This window comes from Pseudomonas sp. TE3895 (assembly GCF_056278855.1).
Window position 1 is genome coordinate 4,736,544 of the sequence record NZ_JBWBQE010000001.1, and the last position, 18,635, is coordinate 4,755,178.

The 18,635-nt window shown below is 63.0% G+C and carries 18 protein-coding genes; 10 read left to right on the top strand and 8 right to left on the bottom strand.

The window, feature by feature from the left end:
- Positions 1–98: 98 nt before the first annotated feature.
- On the bottom strand, positions 99–257 hold the full coding sequence (locus ACZ889_RS21405) for a hypothetical protein (protein ID WP_004575389.1): 159 nt from the start codon (positions 255–257) through the stop codon (positions 99–101).
- A gap of 223 nt (positions 258–480) precedes the next feature.
- On the opposite strand from ACZ889_RS21405, the gene ACZ889_RS21410 reads away from it, so the two are divergent.
- Positions 481–1,758, top strand: a complete 1,278-nt coding sequence (locus ACZ889_RS21410; RefSeq protein ID WP_004575388.1) for a bifunctional O-acetylhomoserine aminocarboxypropyltransferase/cysteine synthase — start codon at positions 481–483, stop codon at positions 1,756–1,758.
- 64 nt (positions 1,759–1,822) lie between these two features.
- On the top strand, positions 1,823–2,587 hold the full coding sequence (locus ACZ889_RS21415; RefSeq protein ID WP_003250736.1) for a hypothetical protein: 765 nt from the start codon (positions 1,823–1,825) through the stop codon (positions 2,585–2,587).
- A gap of 81 nt (positions 2,588–2,668) precedes the next feature.
- On the opposite strand, the gene ACZ889_RS21420 is transcribed toward ACZ889_RS21415, so the two are convergent.
- Positions 2,669–3,154, bottom strand: coding sequence for an anti-virulence regulator CigR family protein (locus ACZ889_RS21420; protein ID WP_004575387.1), 486 nt, complete (start codon positions 3,152–3,154; stop codon positions 2,669–2,671).
- Positions 3,155–3,300: 146 nt separating this feature from the next.
- On the opposite strand from ACZ889_RS21420, the gene ACZ889_RS21425 reads away from it, so the two are divergent.
- Positions 3,301–4,464 (top strand): AAA family ATPase, encoded by a 1,164-nt coding sequence (locus tag ACZ889_RS21425; RefSeq protein WP_004575386.1) that lies wholly within the window; start codon positions 3,301–3,303, stop codon positions 4,462–4,464.
- 28 nt (positions 4,465–4,492) lie between these two features.
- Here ACZ889_RS21425 and ACZ889_RS21430 read toward each other — a convergent pair whose 3' ends face one another.
- Complete coding sequence (locus ACZ889_RS21430) at positions 4,493–5,149, bottom strand: HD domain-containing protein (RefSeq protein ID WP_476258030.1); 657 nt, start codon at positions 5,147–5,149, stop codon at positions 4,493–4,495.
- Positions 5,150–5,402: 253 nt separating this feature from the next.
- On the opposite strand from ACZ889_RS21430, the gene ACZ889_RS21435 reads away from it, so the two are divergent.
- Positions 5,403–7,814 (top strand): TonB-dependent siderophore receptor, encoded by a 2,412-nt coding sequence (locus ACZ889_RS21435; RefSeq protein WP_476257792.1) that lies wholly within the window; start codon positions 5,403–5,405, stop codon positions 7,812–7,814.
- 39 nt (positions 7,815–7,853) lie between these two features.
- Here the strand turns inward: ACZ889_RS21435 and glsB are convergent, their stop codons facing one another.
- A complete protein-coding gene (gene glsB, locus ACZ889_RS21440; protein ID WP_004575383.1) occupies positions 7,854–8,762 on the bottom strand; it encodes a glutaminase B in 909 nt (302 codons plus the stop codon).
- 391 nt (positions 8,763–9,153) lie between these two features.
- Between glsB and ACZ889_RS21445 the strand changes: the two genes are divergently transcribed.
- The 3 genes from ACZ889_RS21445 (at position 9,154) to ACZ889_RS21455 (ending at position 13,165) form a co-directional block, all read left to right on the top strand.
- Positions 9,154–10,503 (top strand): MFS transporter, encoded by a 1,350-nt coding sequence (locus tag ACZ889_RS21445; RefSeq protein ID WP_442757906.1) that lies wholly within the window; start codon positions 9,154–9,156, stop codon positions 10,501–10,503.
- Between the two features lie 20 nt (positions 10,504–10,523).
- Entirely contained in the window at positions 10,524–11,786 is a 1,263-nt protein-coding gene (locus tag ACZ889_RS21450; protein ID WP_476257793.1) for a gallate dioxygenase, read from the top strand.
- A gap of 131 nt (positions 11,787–11,917) precedes the next feature.
- Positions 11,918–13,165 carry an OprD family porin gene (locus tag ACZ889_RS21455; RefSeq protein ID WP_180689764.1) on the top strand — a complete coding sequence of 416 codons (1,248 nt, stop codon included), beginning with the start codon at positions 11,918–11,920 and terminating at the stop codon, positions 13,163–13,165.
- 15 nt (positions 13,166–13,180) lie between these two features.
- Here the strand turns inward: ACZ889_RS21455 and ACZ889_RS21460 are convergent, their stop codons facing one another.
- Positions 13,181–14,374, bottom strand: coding sequence for a LysR family transcriptional regulator (locus ACZ889_RS21460; protein WP_476257794.1), 1,194 nt, complete (start codon positions 14,372–14,374; stop codon positions 13,181–13,183).
- 117 nt (positions 14,375–14,491) lie between these two features.
- Between ACZ889_RS21460 and galB the strand changes: the two genes are divergently transcribed.
- The 3 genes from galB to ACZ889_RS21475 are packed head-to-tail and all read left to right on the top strand — an operon-like array spanning position 14,492 to position 17,069.
- Positions 14,492–15,268 carry a 4-oxalmesaconate hydratase gene (gene galB, locus ACZ889_RS21465; protein ID WP_476257795.1) on the top strand — a complete coding sequence of 259 codons (777 nt, stop codon included), beginning with the start codon at positions 14,492–14,494 and terminating at the stop codon, positions 15,266–15,268.
- The gene (locus ACZ889_RS21470) at positions 15,265–15,981 is read left to right on the top strand and encodes a 4-carboxy-4-hydroxy-2-oxoadipate aldolase/oxaloacetate decarboxylase (RefSeq protein ID WP_180689761.1); all 717 of its coding nucleotides are present in this window, start codon (positions 15,265–15,267) and stop codon (positions 15,979–15,981) included. Before galB ends, ACZ889_RS21470 begins: the two co-directional genes overlap by 4 nt.
- Before the next feature lie 2 nt (positions 15,982–15,983).
- Positions 15,984–17,069: a 4-oxalomesaconate tautomerase gene (locus ACZ889_RS21475; protein ID WP_476257796.1), complete on the top strand. Its 1,086-nt coding sequence runs from the start codon at positions 15,984–15,986 to the stop codon at positions 17,067–17,069.
- A gap of 23 nt (positions 17,070–17,092) precedes the next feature.
- Here the strand turns inward: ACZ889_RS21475 and ACZ889_RS21480 are convergent, their stop codons facing one another.
- From ACZ889_RS21480 to ACZ889_RS21490, 3 genes are read right to left on the bottom strand one after another with little or no spacing between them, the layout of a single operon-like run.
- A complete protein-coding gene (locus ACZ889_RS21480) occupies positions 17,093–17,551 on the bottom strand; it encodes a DUF3429 domain-containing protein (RefSeq protein ID WP_180689759.1) in 459 nt (152 codons plus the stop codon).
- Positions 17,552–17,586: 35 nt separating this feature from the next.
- A complete protein-coding gene (gene folE, locus ACZ889_RS21485) occupies positions 17,587–18,147 on the bottom strand; it encodes a GTP cyclohydrolase I FolE (protein ID WP_014591526.1) in 561 nt (186 codons plus the stop codon).
- Positions 18,132–18,545: a thiol-disulfide oxidoreductase DCC family protein gene (locus ACZ889_RS21490; RefSeq protein ID WP_180689758.1), complete on the bottom strand. Its 414-nt coding sequence runs from the start codon at positions 18,543–18,545 to the stop codon at positions 18,132–18,134. Before ACZ889_RS21490 ends, folE begins: the two co-directional genes overlap by 16 nt.
- Positions 18,546–18,635 lie beyond the last annotated feature (90 nt).

Consider the following 18,635-nt stretch of genomic DNA (forward strand, 5'->3'; position numbering starts at 1 on the left):
CTGTGCCACGCGCGGTTCGGGCGACCAAGGTGCATGCGCCCGTGCCGGGTACGCGCTTGCAACCCGGCCGAGAGGGCGCGGTCCATCGCGGGGTCAGCTTAGCGCGGGCCGCCACCCTGATGGCCACCAAAACCACCGCCGTGGCCACCCCCACCATGACCACCGCCACCTCCCGGCGGCATGAACATCCAGCAACCCGACAAGGCGGATACCAGCGCCGCCACCAAGGCTGCGCGCAAAAGGTTTTTCGACTTCATTGAAACGCTCCACAAGGCTAGATCTGCTGCCTGCCTTAGCTGATAGGGCAGCGGCAGGATTCTAGAGCTGCGGTGTGATGGCACAGGGAAACTTTGCATATCTTTACTGTCGACCCAGTGGCCGCAAACGCCACGCAGGGACCGCCAGAATGATCCTCCTTGACCCATGCCCACTCGCCGCCGCATGCTCGAACGCTTCCACCCACGCTCAAGGAACGATTGCATGAAGCTGGAAACGCTTGCCATCCATGCGGGCTTCAGCCCCGACCCGACCACCAAGGCGGTGGCCGTACCGATCTACCAGACCACCTCCTTCGCCTTCGACGACACCCAGCACGGCGCCGACCTGTTTGACCTGAAGGTTGCCGGCAACATCTACTCACGCATCATGAACCCCACCAACGACGTGCTCGAGCAGCGCATGGCCGCCCTGGAAGGCGGGGTTGGCGCGCTGGCCGTAGCCTCGGGCATGGCGGCTATCACCTACGCCATCCAGACCGTCGCCGAAGCCGGCGACAATATCGTCTCGGTGGCCAAGCTGTACGGCGGCACCTACAACCTGCTGGCGCACACCCTGCCACGCATGGGTATCCACACCCGCTTCGCGGCCCATGACGATATCGCCGCCCTCGAAGCGCTGATCGATGCGCGTACCAAAGCGGTATTCTGCGAGTCCATCGGCAATCCCGCCGGCAATATCGTTGATATCGCTGCGCTGGCCGAGGCCGCCCACCGCCACGGGGTGCCGCTGATCGTCGACAATACCGTGGCCACCCCGGTGCTGTGCCGGCCGTTCGAGCACGGCGCCGATATCGTCGTGCACTCGCTGACCAAGTACATCGGCGGTCACGGCACCAGCATCGGCGGCATCGTCATCGACTCCGGCAAATTCCCCTGGGCCGAAAACAAGGAACGCTTCGCCCTGCTCAACACCCCCGACCCGTCCTACCACGGCGTCACCTACACCGAAGCTTTCGGGCCTGCCGCCTTCATCGGCCGCTGCCGTGTGGTGCCCTTGCGCAACACCGGCGCCGCGCTGTCGCCATTCAACGCCTTCCTGATCCTGCAGGGCCTGGAAACCCTGGCCCTGCGTATGGAGCGCCATACCGAGAACGCGCTAAAGGTCGCCCATTACCTGCAAGCCCACGAGCAAGTGGCCTGGGTGAAGTTCGCCGGGCTGCCCGACCACCCCGAACATGAACTGGCCCAGCGCTACACCGGCGGCAAGCCGGCGTCGATCCTGTCGTTCGGTATCAAGGGCGGCCAGGCGGCTGGCGCGCGCTTCATCGACGCATTGCAGTTGGTGGTACGCCTGGTGAACATCGGCGACGCCAAGTCACTGGCCTGCCACCCCGCTTCCACTACTCACCGTCAGCTCAACGACGAGGAACTGGAGAAGGCCGGCGTGCCGCGGGACATGGTGCGCCTGTCGATCGGCATCGAACACAGTGACGACATCATCGCCGACCTGGCCCAGGCCTTGGAGGCCAGCCGCGGCTGATTCCTCCGCGCCCTACCCAATGTCGAAGGCGGGCGCACCTTCATCAAGCCTGGATGCACCCGCAATGACCCTGTTTTACCTGAAACTCACCATCACACCCCTGCTGATGTGGGCCATCTCCCTCGCCTCCCGGCGCTGGGGCGGCCTGCTAGGCGGATTGCTGTCCGGCCTGCCGATCACCTCGGCGCTGGTGATGACCTTCCTGTGCCTGGAACAGGGCACGGCCTTCGCCCTGGGCGCATTGCCCGGCGCACTGGGCGGCCTGGCGGCGGTGCAGGCCACCTACACCGTCTACCTGCTGGCCACGCGCACACTCGGCATCGCCGTGGCCGTACTGCTGGCGTTGCTGTTCTATGGCCTGGCCGCCTATGCCTTTACCCACTGGGGCAGCCTGTACCTGTCGATTGCAGTGGCGTTGGTGCTGATCGGCGTGCTGATCCGCGCCAGCGGCCGCGAGCCCAAACCTGATACCTTGGCCCGCCCCCGGCACCGGCACTGGGAAATCCCGTTGCGCATGGTATCTGCCACTTCCCTGCTGATGATCACCACCAGCCTGGCCAGTTGGCTGGGCCCGGCGACCAGCGGGATGCTGGCGCCGATTCCGGTGATTGCCTGGCCACTGGTGGTGTTCGCCCATGTGCAGGGCGGGCGAGCCGGGATGGCGGCGATGGTGCGAGGGAATGCGATCGGCGCGGTGGGGGTGATTGCGTTCTATCTGGTATTGGCGGGGCTGCTGGAAACGTGGGGCGTTGGCGTGACCATCGGGCTGGCCATGCTGTGCGCTGTGGTGCTGACCCTTGGGCTGGCCGCGGTGTTGCGGCGGCGTTGATAGGCCGTTGGGCTGCTGCGCAGCCCATCGCAGGCACGCCAGCGCCTGCAGGGACCGAGCGGACTGCTCGCACCTGCGGCCTTAGTCGAACGCCCCGTTCAACACCTCATAGATGATCCCGGTCGCCACGGCGACCAGAATCAGGTCTGCGCCCGCTTGCATCCACTCATACCCGTCGTAGTGAGGCAGCTGCCCCAACAGACGGCCATCCAGTTTCTTGGCGATACCAGGTGGCAGGGGCTTGCCGCGGGCCAGGTTCTTCTGAATGCCTGGAGGCAACGCCGGACCCGGACTCCAGTAGTTGCGGTGGCCACCGAGGATGCCCAGTACATCGCCACGGTCGATGGACGGGCCGCCGTGCCAGTCATTGCCGCCGGCGCTCTGCTTGTGGCCGCCCGAATTGCCCTGGCCCTGGCCCTGACCCTGGGCGTGCGGCGCCTGACCCTTGCCGTGCCCCTGACCTTGGCCCTGGCCTTTGCCATTACCCGGGTCGGCGAGCACCGGGCCAGAGGCCAAGGCCACCGCCAATGAGGTGACAATGGCTGTCATGATTGTTGATCTGGCCATGTGAGCATCCTTTGCGCGAGAGGTTGCCCCACACTATAGACGGTGCGCACGCCTGCTTCACTTGCAACAGCCTCAGCAGGGGTGGCTGACAAGGCAGGCACGCTTCGGCCACAATCGGTCGCCTGGTCCACGCTGGGAAGCACTGCATGCTCACTACCCTCGCCATCGGCAACTACCGCTCGATCAACCACCTGGTGCTGCCGCTGAGCCAACTCAACCTGGTGACCGGTGCCAACGGCAGCGGCAAATCCAACCTGTACAAGGCGCTGCGCCTGCTGGCCGAAACCGCACAGGGCGGTGTGGTCGAAGCCCTCGCCCGTGAAGGCGGGCTGGATTCGACCTGGTGGGCCGGCCCAGAAACCAGCGCACGAATGCGACGCGGCGAAGTGCCCATCCAAGGCCAGCATCCGAGCGAAGCCAGGCGCCTGCGCCTGGGCTTTGCCACCGAGGACCTCGGTTTTGCCATCACCCTCGGCCTGCCAATTCCCCTGCCGTATCCGAGCGCGTTCATGCTCGACCCTGAAATAAAGTGCGAGGCCATCTGGGGCGCTGGCGCCTATCGGCCCTCTTCCTTGCTGGTCGAGCGCAAGAATGCCCTGGTGCGGGCCCGCGAGGGCAACCGCTGGGCAGTGCTCGATCAGCATGCTGACAGCGGCGAGAGCTTTTTCAACATCGTCGGCCGGCCACGCCAGGCACCGGAAATCGGTGACCTGCGCGCGTTCATCAACAGCTGGCGGTTTTACGATCACTTCCGGATTGACCGTGATGCGCCTTGCCGTCAACCCCAACTGGGCACTCGCTCGCCGGTACTGCATCACGACGGGCGCAACCTTGCCTCAGCGTTGCAGACCATTATCGAAATTGGCGATGTGGAGGATCTGGTGGAAGCGCTGAATGACGCGTTTCCCGGCAGCCGTCTGGAGGTCAATGCGCCACCTGGCGGGCTGTTCAGTGTACGGCTGCACCAGCACGGTCTTTTGCGCCCGCTCGAGGGTGCTGAATTGTCGGACGGCACCCTGCGTTATCTTCTGCTGATGGCCGCCCTGCTCACACCACGGCCGCCATCGCTGATGGTCTTGAACGAACCGGAAACCAGTCTGCACGCGGACCTGCTCCCGGCCTTGGCGCGGCTGATCATTCGTGCATCACGCCGTAGCCAGGTTTGGGTGGTATCGCACAGTGCGCCATTAATCAACGCGCTGGCAGCCTGTGACGGGTGCAATGTGCTAGAGCTGGAAAAAATACAAGGGCAAACCCAGCTGCGGGGGGTTGGGTTGCTGGATGAGCCGCTGTGGCGCTGGGCTGACTGAATTCAAGGACGGCACAAGCCCGGCATGACTAACCGGCCCCGGTAATCTCGTCCATGAACTGGGTAAGAAAGGTTTCAAGCCGGGTATGACGCTCGGCAGCAAGGCGAGCCCCTTCTTGGGTCTTAAAGCCCGAAGCGAGCTTGAGCAGTTTGGTCTGGAAGTGCTCGATGGCATACGCCCCGTCCTGGTACGCCCTCTGCTGCGCGAAAGGATTCTCGACGTCATAGAGCGCCGACCCCATTCGCCCGGCGACGTAAAAACACCGGGCAATACCCACCGCGCCTATGGCGTCAAGCCGGTCACTGTCCTGAAGGATGCAGGCCTCACGTGTCAGCGGTTCGAGTCCTGCCGAGTAACTGTGTGTTTTGATCGCATGCACTACCTGCTCAACACGCCCACTCGGCCAGCCCATCTCAGCAAGGACTGATGCAGCCTTGTTCGCCGATAACGTCGAGGCCTGCCCACGTAACGGCGAATGCTTTTCCACCGCCACACAGTCGTGCAGCACCGTCGCCGCAAGCAAGATTTCAAGGTCGCCACCTTCTACCCGCTGGATCCGGTGCGCATTGACCCACACGCGATGAATATGGGCCAAGTCGTGGGAGCCATCACTCTGGTCGGGCGGCAGATACTTCAGCAAGTCAGTGGCAAGAGACTGATAAGGGGCAAACGCTTCGCGGGTCATCTTCGGTAGGTTCCATTTCCGGTGAATGCGCGGGTTCACGGGCGCCGTCCGGACACTGCCTGGGCAAGTACCGAGAGCCTGCATGTCGGTTTCAAAGCCTGTACAGCACTGGCAGGAGCAGCCTTGTGCTGCGATGAGGATGTTACTGCCAAAGTAGATCCTCAGCCCTATCTGCACCTTGCTACTAAGTATTTCCGTCAACAACACGTTTGTTACTGGGAGCACTTGTATTCGATCAGCAAGGAGTCAATGGATGTCCGCTCGCTTTTCCTCCCCCGCCACCCGTATTCGCCAAACCGCGCTAGCGGTCAGCTTCGCGGGCTCGCTGCTGGGCACTGCACATGCCTGGGCCGAGCCTGTGGGTTACAGCATCCCGGCAGGGTCATTGGCTCACGCACTCGACCAGTTTGCCGACGCCAGCGGTGCAGTCATCAGTTTCAGCCAAGAAGAAGTCGCTGGCTTACACAGCAAAGGGCTGCACGGCAATTACGCGCTGCATCAGGCGTTGGCAGAACTGCTGCAAGGCAGTGGCTTGCAGGTGCAGGCAGCGGGCGACAAGCGCTTCATGCTGGTTAGCGCTGAACAGGATGGCGCCATGGAGCTTGCGGCAACCACCGTCTCCAGCATGGCCCTGGGTGCCACCACCGAAGGCACCGGCAGCTACACCACCGGCTCGGTCAATACCGCAACCGGGCTGCGGCTGTCGGCACGCGAGACCCCCCAATCGGTCAGCGTGGTCACCCGCCAGCAGATTGAAGACCAGAACCTGAACGATGTTGCCCAGGTGCTTGAACAGACACCGGGCGTGGTCGTTGACAGCATGGGGCCCGCCGGAAGCGACGCCAACCATATCTACGTGCGCGGCTTCGAGGTCGGCAGCATCCAGGTGGACGGCATCAACCGCCCCGATACCTTTGGTTTCAGGGACGACCTCTCCGACATGGTGTCGTATGACCGGGTAGAGGTAGTGCGCGGTGCCACGGGCCTGATGTCCGGCACTGGCGACCCGGGCGCCACCGTCAACCTGATCCGCAAGAAGCCGACCCTGGAAACACAACGCAAGCTGACCTTGAAAGCGGGCTCGTGGGACAACTACCGCACCGAGCTGGACGTTTCTGGCAAGTTGACGCAAAGCGGCAATGTTCGCGGGCGCTTTGTCGCCTCCAATACCGACAGCCAGAGCTACGTCGACCGCCAGTCGCTGGAACGGCAGGTGGCCTATGGAGTGCTGGAGTGGGACATCACCGACAGCACGATGCTGACAGCAGGTGCGGAATATCAGGAGATGGACAACGACGGGGCAGGCAACCACGGCTTCCCGATGTTCAATTCAGATGGCAGTCACTTCAGCCCCTCCCGTGCGTTCAACTCGGCTTCGGACTGGAGCTATCACAAGCGTCGCACCAAGACGGTATTCACTACGCTGGAGCATCAACTGGACAACGGCTGGCAATTGAAACTGAATGCCGAACACAGCCGTCGCAGCTATGACGACGCCTTTGCCACCGCGGCCAGCGGCACCGTCAAGCCCGATGGCAGTGGCATCAGCACCTGGACGGGGCGTTGGGCCGGCGAGCCCCGGCAGACCTCGTTCGACCTGTCGGCGTCGGGCCCGTTCGCGCTGTTGTCCCGCGAGCACCAGGCCTATCTCGGGGCCAGTCACTACCGCGCCTACTACCGCAACGACGGTTACCCACTGTGGACGATCCAGACCATCGACAACATTTACACCTGGGACGGTTCGCTGGCGATACCGGACGCCATCCATGCCAAGTCCTCGGAAGACGCGCTGGATGAAACCCAGGACGGCCTGGTGGCTTCGGTACGCTGGAGCCTGGCCGATGACCTGTCGCTGATTACCGGGGCGCGGCTGATCGACTGGAAACGCGACGAAACCTCTACCACCCTGTCGTCCGGCGCGACAAGCCGCACCTCACGTAGCGAAACCGGGGTCGTCACGCCCTACCTTGGCCTGGTGTATGACCTCAACGAGCACTGGTCGGCCTATGCCAGTTACACCACCATTTTCAAACCGCAGAGCAACAAGGATATCAACGGGACCTACCTGGACCCGTTGGAAGGCGTTAACTACGAGCTCGGTCTGAAGAGTGAGTTCTGGGACCAGCGCCTGACCACCGCTTTCAGCGTATTCGAGGTGCACCAGGACAACCTGGCGGTAGCCGACGGAAGCAACCTGGCGCCAGACGGCAACCAGGCCTACCGTGCCGAGTCGGGTACCAAGACACGTGGTTTCGAGATGGAAATGGCGGGCGAGATTTTGCCTGATTGGCAGGTCTCGGCCAGCTACACCTATGCGGTGAGCAAGGATTCGGATGGCGACCGCCTGAACACTGAAATACCGCGAGACACCTTGAAACTGTTCACCAGCTACCGCCTGCCGACCCTGCCACAGTTGAAGGTCGGGGGTGGTGTGCGCTGGCAGGGTACCGAGTATTACAAGAGCGCCGGGCCCAACAACGAAACGTTCACCCAGGACCCCTACAGCGTGGTCGACCTGATGGCTCAGTATGCCTTCACGCCGCAGACCAGCGTTTCACTGAACCTCAACAACGTGTTGGACAAAACCTACTACACGGCGATTGGCGCGCGCGGCTGGTATGGCAGCCCACGCAGCGCCACGGCCACGTTGGTGTACGCGTTCTGACCCGCCAAGGCGACGCCTGATGGCCCCTGAGTTCGCAGATCAGAACACCGACCATCCGATCCGCGAACTGAGCAGCTCAAGCGCCGCCATCCCGGCCAGGGAGTTGCCCGCCGCATTCAGCTCTGGCGACCACACGCATACGGTAAATTGCCCCGGTACGATCGCCACGATCCCGCCACCCACGCCACTCTTGCCAGGCAAACCCACCCTGAAGGCGAAATTCCCCGCCTCGTCATACAGCCCGCTGGTGGCCATGATCGAGTTCACTTGTTGGGTCTGGCGACGCGTCAGGATCTGCTCACCGCTGTGCTTGCAGAACCCATCATTGGCCAGGAAGCAGAATGCCCGCGCCAGGTCCAGGCAGTTCATTTGCAGTGCGCAGTAACTGAAGTAACTGCGCAGCACCGTCTCGACCTCGTTATGGAAGTTGCCAAATGACTGCATCAGGTACGCCATGGCAGCGTTGCGCGCGCGAAACTGATATTCCGAATCAGCGACCCGGGTATTGATCGAGATGTGGGGGTTGCCTGAAAGCCGTCGGACAAAATCGCGCATCGACAACGTGGGGGCAGCGAAGCGCGACTGATTGATATCGCAGATCACCAATGCCCCCGCATTGATGAACGGGTTACGCGGCCGCCCGCGCTCGAACTCCAGCTGTACCAACGAGTTGAACGGCTGCCCCGAAGGCTCATGACCCAGCCGCTCCCAAATGGCTTCACCCGAATGGCCAATGGCCTGAACCAGGCTGAACACCTTGGAAATGCTCTGCACCGAGAACGGCACCCGCGCGTCGCCTGCGCAGTGGTAACTGCCATCGTTGCCATAGACAGCGATGCCCAGCTGGTTCGCCGGCACGTCAGCCAGCGCGGGAATGTAGTCAGCGACTTTGCCCTTGCCGATCAAGGGACGTACTTCTTCGAGAATCTCGTTCAACAGCGTTTGCATGGAAGGCCCTGTATCAATCCCCAGACGACGGCGAGGGGCAATCTTCTTGACGAAGACTGAGCGGGAGAGATCACACATTCAGAAACAAATCACCATAAGCGTCATCATCACCAGGAAGCCTGACAACGGGAGCAGCGCATGAGGTCTTTTACAGGCCAACAGCTTGCTGCCGAGCGGCACAGCTTGACGCGACATTAGCGCCGCGAAGTATGCGATAAAAAAATTGGATATCTCATTAAAGAAATCCCGCAGGCGCTGCCCTGGACCATGGGATTACAGTCCGCCTCACGCCGTCGTCCGGCGGGGTGGTTGCTGCTGGGCCATTACGCGTTCGAAGCCTTACCGGAACCCGGCGCAACTCACACCAATACAAGAACAAAGGTGACCACGCATGCTTAAGCCTCCTGTCGATGCCCCCATCGATGTCAAAGACTGGATCGATAACCGCCCCATTGCTGCCTACCAGTGGCTGATCCTGGTGCTGTGCTTCCTGATCGTGCTGTTCGATGGCTTCGATGTCGCCGTCATGGGTTTCATCGCGCCTTCGCTGATGCAGGACTGGGGCCTGTCGCGCGCCGCCTTTGGCCCGGTGATGAGTGCCGGCATGGTCGGCCTTGCCATCGGCGCACTGACCGCCGGCCCGTACGCCGACCGGTTGGGCCGCAAGAAAGTGCTGCTGATCGCGGTCAGCGGTTTCAGCCTGCTGAGCCTGGCCTGCGCCTTCGCCCGCAACCCCTATGAGCTGGCTGTGTTACGGCTGCTGACCGGCATTGCCCTGGGTGCGGCCATGCCCAACTGCACCACCCTGCTTGCCGAGTACCTGCCCACACGCAACCGCTCGCTGATGATCACCATCATGTTCACCGGCTTCAACATGGGCTCGGGCCTGGGCGGCTTCCTGTCCGCCTGGCTGATCCCTCATCACGGCTGGCAATCGGTACTGCTGGCCGGCGGCCTGCTGCCACTGGCCTTGCTGCCCTTGCTGTGGTGGCTGCTGCCAGAGTCCGCTCGCTTCCTCGCCGCACGCCAGGCACCGGCCAGCCAGATTGCGGCAGCCTTGGCCAAGCTTGGCGGCCGCTTCGCTGCCGGCACCCGCTTTACCGTCAGTGAGCCAACCACGCAGCACAAGGCACCGGCCCGGCAGCTGTTCAGCGAGCGCTACCGGTTTGGCACCCTGGCCCTGTGGCTGACCTATTTCATGGGCCTGCTGGTGATCTACCTGACCATGGGCTGGTTGCCGACCCTGCTGCGTGATGGCGGGCTGTCCATCGAGCGCGCCGCCACCATTACCGGCCTGTTCCAGATCGGCGGCGCAGTGGGCGCAATCGTGGTCGGCTGGATCATGGACCGACGCAACCCTAACCGGGTCATCGCCATCGCCTACGCCCTCGGCGGCCTGTGCATCGTCTCACTGGGCGCCCTGAGCCTGGAGTCGAGCCTGCTGGTGGTGGGCGTGGCGGCTGCCGGGTTCTGCATGAGCGGTGCGCAGACCGGCCTGAACGCCTTCGCCCCTGGCTATTACCCGACCGAGTTCCGCGCCACAGGCGTAAGCTGGATGCTCGGTATCGGGCGCTTCGGGGCCATTTTCGGCTCCCTCATCGGTGGTGCCGTGCTCAGCCTGGGGCTGGGCCTGCCGCTGCTGTTCACCCTCCTCGGCCTGCCGGCATTCGCCGCTGCCCTGGCGATCCTGGCCAACGGCCACGCCCGGCTGCGCGCGACCCCCGCAGTAACCGCGCCGTAACCTGTACAGAGGACTTTCGCATGGCTCGTATCATTGGTGGCCTGGCCGTCTCCCACACCCCAACCATCGGCTTCGCAGTCGACCACGACAAACAGGAAGAAGCCGCCTGGGCGCCGATCTTCGAAAGCTTCGAGCCGATCCGCACGTGGCTGCAGCAGCGCCAGCCGGACGTACTGTTCTATATCTTCAACGACCACATCACCTCGTTCTTCTTTGACCATTACAGCGCCTTCACCCTGGGCGTAGACGAGCAATATGGCGTGGCCGATGAAGGGGGCAACCCGCGGGACCTGCCGCCAGTGGGCGGCCACGCAGCGCTGTCGCGGCACATCGGCCAGAGCCTGATGGCCGATGAGTTCGACATGAGCTTTTTCCGCGACAAGCCGCTGGACCACGGCTTCTTCTCGCCCATGTCGGCGCTGCTGCCCTGCGATGAAAGCTGGCCCGTACAGATCGTGCCGCTGCAGGTCGGCGTACTGCAGCTGCCGATCCCCACGGCGCGGCGCTGCTACAAACTGGGCCAGGCATTGCGCCGCGCCATCGAGAGCTACCCCGAAGACCTCAAGGTGGCGATCGTCGCCACCGGCGGGGTGTCACACCAGGTGCATGGCGAGCGTTGCGGCTTCAACAACCCAGAGTGGGACGCGCAGTTCCTTGACCTGCTGGTGAACGACCCGCAGCGCCTTACCGAGATGACACTGGCCGAGTACGCCACGCTCAGCGGCATGGAAGGTGCCGAGGTGATTACCTGGCTGATCATGCGTGGCGCGTTGTCTGCCAACGTTGAGCGCAAGCACCAAAGCTACTACCTGCCGTCGATGACCGGCATCGCCACCCTGCTGCTGGAAAACCGTGACCAGGCACTGCCGGCGCCGGTCAACGAACGTCACCGCCAGCACATGCAGCATCAGCTGGCAGGGGCTGAACAGCTTGAGGGCACCTACCCCTACACCCTGGAGCGCAGTGCCAAGGGCTACCGCCTGAACAAGTTCTTGCATCGCATGATCGAGCCGCAGTGGCGCCAGCGCTTCCTGAGCGAACCCGAAGCGCTGTACCGCGAGGCAGGCCTGAGCGAAGAGGAAAGCGACCTGCTGCGCCGCCGCGACTGGCGCGGGCTGATCCACTATGGGGTGATCTTCTTTGTACTGGAGAAGCTAGGCGCCGTACTGGGTGTGTCCAACCTGGACATTTACGCCGCCATGCGCGGGCAGAGCATCGAAGACTTCATGAAGACCCGTAACCAGCAGGTTCGCTACTCGGTGGCCGGCAAAGCACCCAACTGACCGATGCAACCCGCTTGATCGTGTGACGGCGCGTCCCGCGCCGCCACCCCCACCGCTCCCTGATTCAACCTGCCCAGCGCCGATGCGCCGCTGGCGGGCAGCGCTTTGCCCATCCCTGGAGAATAAAAATAATGAAATGCCGCACCCTGTACCCGCTCGTCCCCACATTCGCACTGGCAGCCAGCCTGCCACTGCAAGCCCTGGCCGAAGGCTTCGTCGACGATGCCAAGGCAAGCCTGACGTTGCGTAACTTCTACATGAACCGCGACTACACGGGCACGGCAAGCCAAGGCAAAGCCGAGGAATGGACGCAAAGTTTCATCCTCGACTTCAAGTCCGGCTTCACCCCCGGCGTGGTCGGTTTCGGCGTTGACGTGCTGGGCCTTTACAGCATCAAACTTGATGGCGGCAAGGGCACCGCCGGCACGCAGTTGCTGCCTGTTCATGACGACGGGCGCCCGGCGGACGACTTTGGCCGCACGGCGCTGGCGGGCAAGATGCGGGTGTCCAAGACGGAACTCAAAGTCGGTGAGTGGTCGCCTACCCTGCCCATCCTGCGCGCCGATGACGGCCGCTCGCTGCCACAAACCTTGCAGGGCGCGCAGGTCACCTCCAACGAGCTGGCCGGCCTGAGCCTGTATGGCGGCCAGTTCCGCCAGAACAGCCCGCGCAACGACGCCAGCATGCAGGACATGAGCCTGTTCACGCGCACAGCCTTCACCTCGGACCGTTTCAACTTCGCCGGCGGCGAATACCGCTTCAACCAGGAGCGCACCCTGGTCGGCGCCTGGTATGCCCAGCTGGAAGACATCTACCAGCAGCGCTACTTCCAGGTGCAGCATCAACAGCCGCTGGGTAACTGGGTACTGGGCGCCAACCTGGGCTACTTCTGGGGCAAGGACGACGGTGGCGCCAAGGCAGGCGAACTGAACAACCGCACCGCTTCGGGCCTGTTCTCGGCGAAGCTGGGTGGCAACACGTTCTACGTCGGCTTGCAGAAGGTCATGGGCGATGATGAATGGTTCCGGGTCAACGGCGCCAGCGGCGGCACGCTGGCCAACGACGCCTTCGGCTCCAGCTACGAAAGCGCCCGCGAACGCTCCTGGCAGGTGCGCCACGACTTCAACTTCGTGGTGCTTGGCATACCCGGCCTGACCCTGATGAACCGCTATATCCACGGTGACAACGTGCACAACGCCAGCACCCAGGACGGCACCGAGTGGGGCCGCGAAAGCGAGCTGGCCTATGTGGTCCAGTCCGGGCCGTTCAAGGCCCTGAACCTCAAGTGGCGCAACTCCAGCCAGCGCCGGGACTGGGGCAGCACCAACAGTTTCGATGAGAACAGGCTGATCGTCAGCTACCCGCTGAGCCTGCTTTAAGGCACCCTCCTGGGCTCACGCCTGCTCGGTGATGACCTGGCGGATACAGGCCATCAGCGCGACTGCCGCCGGTGACTGCAGGCAGCCACTGCGCTGCATGAGGCCGATGGCGCGGGCAGTGCCGGGCAGTGCCAGCGGCAGGCGTTGCAGTTCGCCGCTGGCAATCTCGTAAGCCAACTGGTGCGCAGACACCGCCGCCAGCATGTCCGAACGCACCAGCAGGCCACGGATAACCGCCAGATCAGCGCTTTCAACCACCGGCCACGGCGCTGTCAGGCCCGCGGCGGCGAAGCAGTTGTCGAGCAGCTGGCGGGCCGGCGAACCGGCCCGCGGCAACACCCAGCGCGCCTGGTGCACGCCCTGGAGCGTCAGGTGAGTGTGCAACAGCGGGTGCCCCCGACGGGCCAGCACCACCATTTCCTCGTTGATGAGCGGCTCCCCCACCAGGTCGCTGGCATAGTCGTGAGGCCGCAACGCGCCCAAGACGAAATCCACATCCCCTACCCGCAGCTCGGTTGCCAGCAGGTCGAACGGGCTTTCGTTGGTCACCACCCGAACCTGTGGGTGCTGGGCCGTGAAGCGTAAAATGGCATCCGGCAGAATGCGCGAGCGGCCCAACGGCAACGCGCCGACATGCACCACCCCGCGCAGGGTGCCTTGCATCGCGCTCAGGTCACTGTCCAGCAGGCGCAACTCGTTCAGCGCCCGGCGGATGGGGAACAGAATGTCCCGGCTGGCCACAGTGGGCTGCAGGCCGCGCGACGTGCGCACGAACAAGTGCTGTCCACACCCGCCTTCGAGCACTTTCAAGGCCGCACTGACCGCCGGCTGGCTAAGGCCGAAGTGCCGCGCCACGGTTTGCATGTGCCGTGTTTCACAGAGCTTCACGAACACCTGCAGGCGCCGCGCCTGAAACAGGTAGAGGGGCTCGCCCTGCGCGGTGCCCAGCAAACTCGGCACGCCGTCCAGTTCCGCCAGCACGCGCTGTGCGCGCGGCAGCAGGCACTCGCCATAGTCGGTCAGGCGCATGCCATTGGCATGGCGCTCGAACAGGGGCACGGCAAAGCGCGCCTCCAGCTCGGCGATGGCGCGGGTGACCACGGACTGAGCACGGAACAACACTTCCGTCGCCCGCGAAACGCTGCCCAGCTCGGCTACCCGGATGAACGCGCGCACTTGCATCAGGTTGGGCAGTTCGACATCGATCATAAGGGCTCCCGGCGCTCGGCTCGTGACTGCGGCGACTATGCCTCTACCCCGCTTGCCCGGCAATAAATAAAACGCATAGCCGCTGCAAATGAACGCATTAGTGCCCTGCACAGGCCAATGACATCCTGCGCCCACCCCCACTGCAGGAGCCAACGAACCATGAATAACCCACAAAAATCCGCCCTGGTGGTCAGCGCACATTCGGCCGACTTTGTCTGGCGTGCCGGTGGCGCCATTGCGCTGCACGCTGAGCAAGGCTATGCCATGCACGTGGTCTGCCTGTCTTTCGGTGAGCGTGGTGAGTCTGCCAAGCTGTGGCGCAAGGGTGAAATGACCGAAGCCAAGGTCAAGGACGCTCGCCGTGAAGAGGCCATGGCGGCGGCCGAAATCCTCGGTGCCAGCGTGGAGTTCTTCGACATCGGCGACTACCCGATGCGCGCCGACAAGGACACCCTGTTCCGCCTGGCCGATGTGTATCGCCGGGTACAACCGGAGTTCGTACTCAGCCACTCCCTCAAAGACCCTTACAACTACGACCACCCGCTGGCCATGCACCTGGCCCAGGAAGCCCGCATTATCGCGCAGGCTGAAGGCTACAAGCCGGGCGAGAAGATCGTTGGCGCACCGCCGGTGTACGCCTTTGAGCCGCACCAGCCCGAGCAGTGCGAATGGCGCCCGGACACGTTCCTGGACATCACCCCGGTGTGGGACAAAAAGTATGCCGCCATCCAGTGCATGGCCGGCCAGGAACACCTGTGGGAGTACTACACCCGTGTAGCCCTGCAGCGCGGCGTGCAAGCCAAGCGTAACGTGGGCATCACCAGTGCACGCAACATCGTCTACGCCGAAGGCCTGCAGAGCGTGTTCCCACGCGTGACGGAGAACCTGGCATGAGCGGGCTGATCGGCAAGACCGGCATCGTGGTGCGTAATATCCCACGCGTTGAGCCACACATCATCAATGCCCTGGGCCGGCTGGGTGTCGCCACGGTGCATGAGGCCCAAGGTCGCAAGGGGCTGCTCAATACTGCCGTGCGCCCTATCCAGCAAGGTGTGGCGGTGGCCGGCAGCGCGGTAACCGTGCTGGTGGCCCCAGGCGACAACTGGATGTTCCATGTTGCCGTGGAACAGTGCCGCCCAGGCGACGTACTGGTGGTGGCGCCCAGCTCGCCGTGCAGCGATGGCTATTTCGGCGACCTGCTGGCGACCTCGCTCCAGGCCCGCGGCGTGCGCGGCCTGGTGATCGATGCGGGCGTGCGCGACAGCCAGACACTGCGCGACATGGGCTTTGCCGTGTGGTCCCGCGCCATCAACGCCCAAGGTACGGTGAAAGAGGTGCTGGGCTCGGTGAACCTGCCGCTGCTGTGTGCCGGGCAGCTCGTCAATGCCGGTGACATCGTGGTGGCCGATGACGACGGCGTAGTGGTGGTGCGCCATGGCGAAGCCCAGGCGGTACTCGAAGCCGCCACCCAGCGCGCCGACCTGGAAGAACGCAAACGCCTGCGCCTGGCCGCCGGCGAGCTTGGCCTGGACATCTACGAGATGCGCCCGCGCCTGGCGGCGAAGGGCCTGCGTTATGTCGACCACCTCACCGACCTGGAAGGCTGAACATGGGCCAGACCCGCATACCCTGCCTGCTGATGCGCGGCGGCACCTCCAAGGGCGCCTATTTTTTGCATGACGACCTGCCCGCCCCTGGCCCGCTGCGTGACCGGGTGCTGCTGGCGGTGATGGGCTCGCCCGATGCCCGGCAGATTGACGGCATCGGCGGCGCCGACTCGCTCACCAGCAAAGTCGCCATCATCCGCGCTTCGCAGCGCCATGACGCCGACGTGGACTACCTGTTCGCTCAGGTGGTCGTGGACGAGGCGCGGGTGGACTATGGGCAAAACTGCGGCAACATTCTGGCCGGCGTAGGGCCGTTCGCCCTTGAGCGCGGCCTGGTGGCCGCCAGCGGCGCGAGCACACCGGTGCGCATCTTCATGGAAAACACCGGGCAGATCGCCGTCGCCCAGGTGCCGACCGCCGATGGCCAGGTGGAGTATGCCGGCGATACCCGTATTGATGGGGTGCCGGGCCGTGGGGCGGCGCTGGTGGTCACGTTTGCCGACGTGGCCGGCGCCAGCTGCGGAGCCCTGTTGCCCACCGGCAACAGCCGCGACTGTGTCGAGGGTGTGGAAGTCACCTGCATCGACAACGGCATGCCCGTGGTGCTGCTGCGTGCAGAAGACCTTGGCGTGACCGGTTACGAGCCGTGCGAAACGCTGGAGGCCGACAGCGCCCTGAAAACACGCCTGGAAGCCATCCGCCTGCAACTGGGCCCACGCATGAACCTGGGTGATGTCAGCCAGCGCAATGTGCCGAAGATGTGCCTGCTGTCGGCACCGCGCAACGGCGGCACGGTCAATACGCGCTCGTTCATCCCGCACCGCTGCCATGCGTCCATCGGGGTGTTTGGTGCGGTGAGTGTTGCTACGGCCTGCTTGATTGAAGGGTCGGTTGCACAGGGCCTTGCCAGCACGTCCGGCGGTGATCGTCAGCGTTTGGCGGTGGAGCATCCGAGTGGGGAATTTACGGTGGAAATCAGCCTGGAACATGGCGTGATCAAGGGGTGCGGGTTGGTGAGGACGGCGCGTGTGCTGTTTGACGGGGTTGTGTGCATCGGGCGAGATATTTGGGGTGGGCCACAGAAGTGACTCATCAATGGTTGCTTGGGGTTTCAAAAATGAATGGACACCGCAAGTGCACTGACCAGCAAACAGAGGCTCGCGACAGCCGTTAAATGCACGCGCATCGGCAGATACCACCCAGGCACGGCTTGCGCCAGTTTGCGATCCTGCCAAAGATGGCCGACAAAACCGAAGGTCAACACCAGACACCCCACCGGCACAGGCAGCAACGTGCTAACCCAACCGATCAGGGCCGGTATAACGCTCCACACCAGTCGCTCTTGACGCTGCTTTGCGGGCAAATCCTGCAACGTCATGGCGAACCCCCAGTGAAGGGCACCGACGAAGCTCAATATCACCGCGCCATAGCCAACCATCATCATCGAGAAAAACGCTCGATATTCAGCCCAAAAAAGGATGAGCAGCGTCAAACCAATAAACGGCAGCAGACCGCCGTAACCCAGGACAGCGAAGCGGCTTGGAGATAAAGCAGTAGCATCGGTATTCATCTGGGCGCCCCTTCGCGACGGTTCAGGACCGGACGTCAGTTGTGTCGTCCAATGAGGTTAAGGAATTCGTGCCGCGTCGAGGGGGCGTCGCGAAATGCACCTAACATCACGGATGAAATCATCACCGAGTTCTGCTTCTCTACCCCGCGCATCATCATGCACATATGCTTGGCTTCGATCACGACCGCTACCCCTGCGGCATCCGTGACTTCCTGCACGGCATACGCAATTTGCCGCGTGAGGTTTTCCTGTATCTGTAAACGACGGGCGAACATGTCCACTACGCGTGCAACCTTGGAAAGCCCTAACACGCGCCCTGTTGGCAGGTACGCGACATGCGCCTTGCCAATGAATGGCAACATGTGGTGTTCGCACAATGAGTAGAGTTCAATGTCACGCACCACAATCATTTCATCGTTTTCACTCTCGAACAAAGCACCGTTCACCACCTCGTGAAGATTCTGTGCATACCCGTTGCACAAGTACTGCATCGCTTTGGCCGCACGCTGGGGGGTGTCCAGAAGCCCTTCGCGCTGCGGGTTTTCACCAATACCGACCAGGATTTCATGATAGTGCTCGGCTAACGAATGTGACATTTGGACTCCTCACCGTTACAACGGTGCCCGCCAGCGGGATGTGGTAGCCAGGCCAAGTGTGGCCTCAATCGACAGAACAGCCTGTAAAGAACCGAAAACAGGGGACGTAGCGGACGCCAAGCCAGTGGCGCGACCCACAGGCCCACATCGGCAGCACGCCAACTCCACAAGGTGGCGTCCAAGCCTGTAACCCACTGCCCGCTCGCGAACCTTCCATGCAGGCATGACCTCAGTTGCTCAACCGTCAAGCCCAACGCCCCTGCATCGAAATCATCAGCACTGATGTCAACCAGGATGAGCTTTCCCCCGGTCGATTGCCTGCGCAGGAAGGCTATCTCCCGAGCGCACAACGGGCAGGCGCCGTCAAAGTACAGGGTGAAGGGCCACTTACAATACATGTACAACCTCTCATGCTTGTACAGGTTTTTGTATAAGTTAGCTGAAACCAGGAAATTCGCAATGGGGGGGCTGGGAGGTGTTCGCCGGTG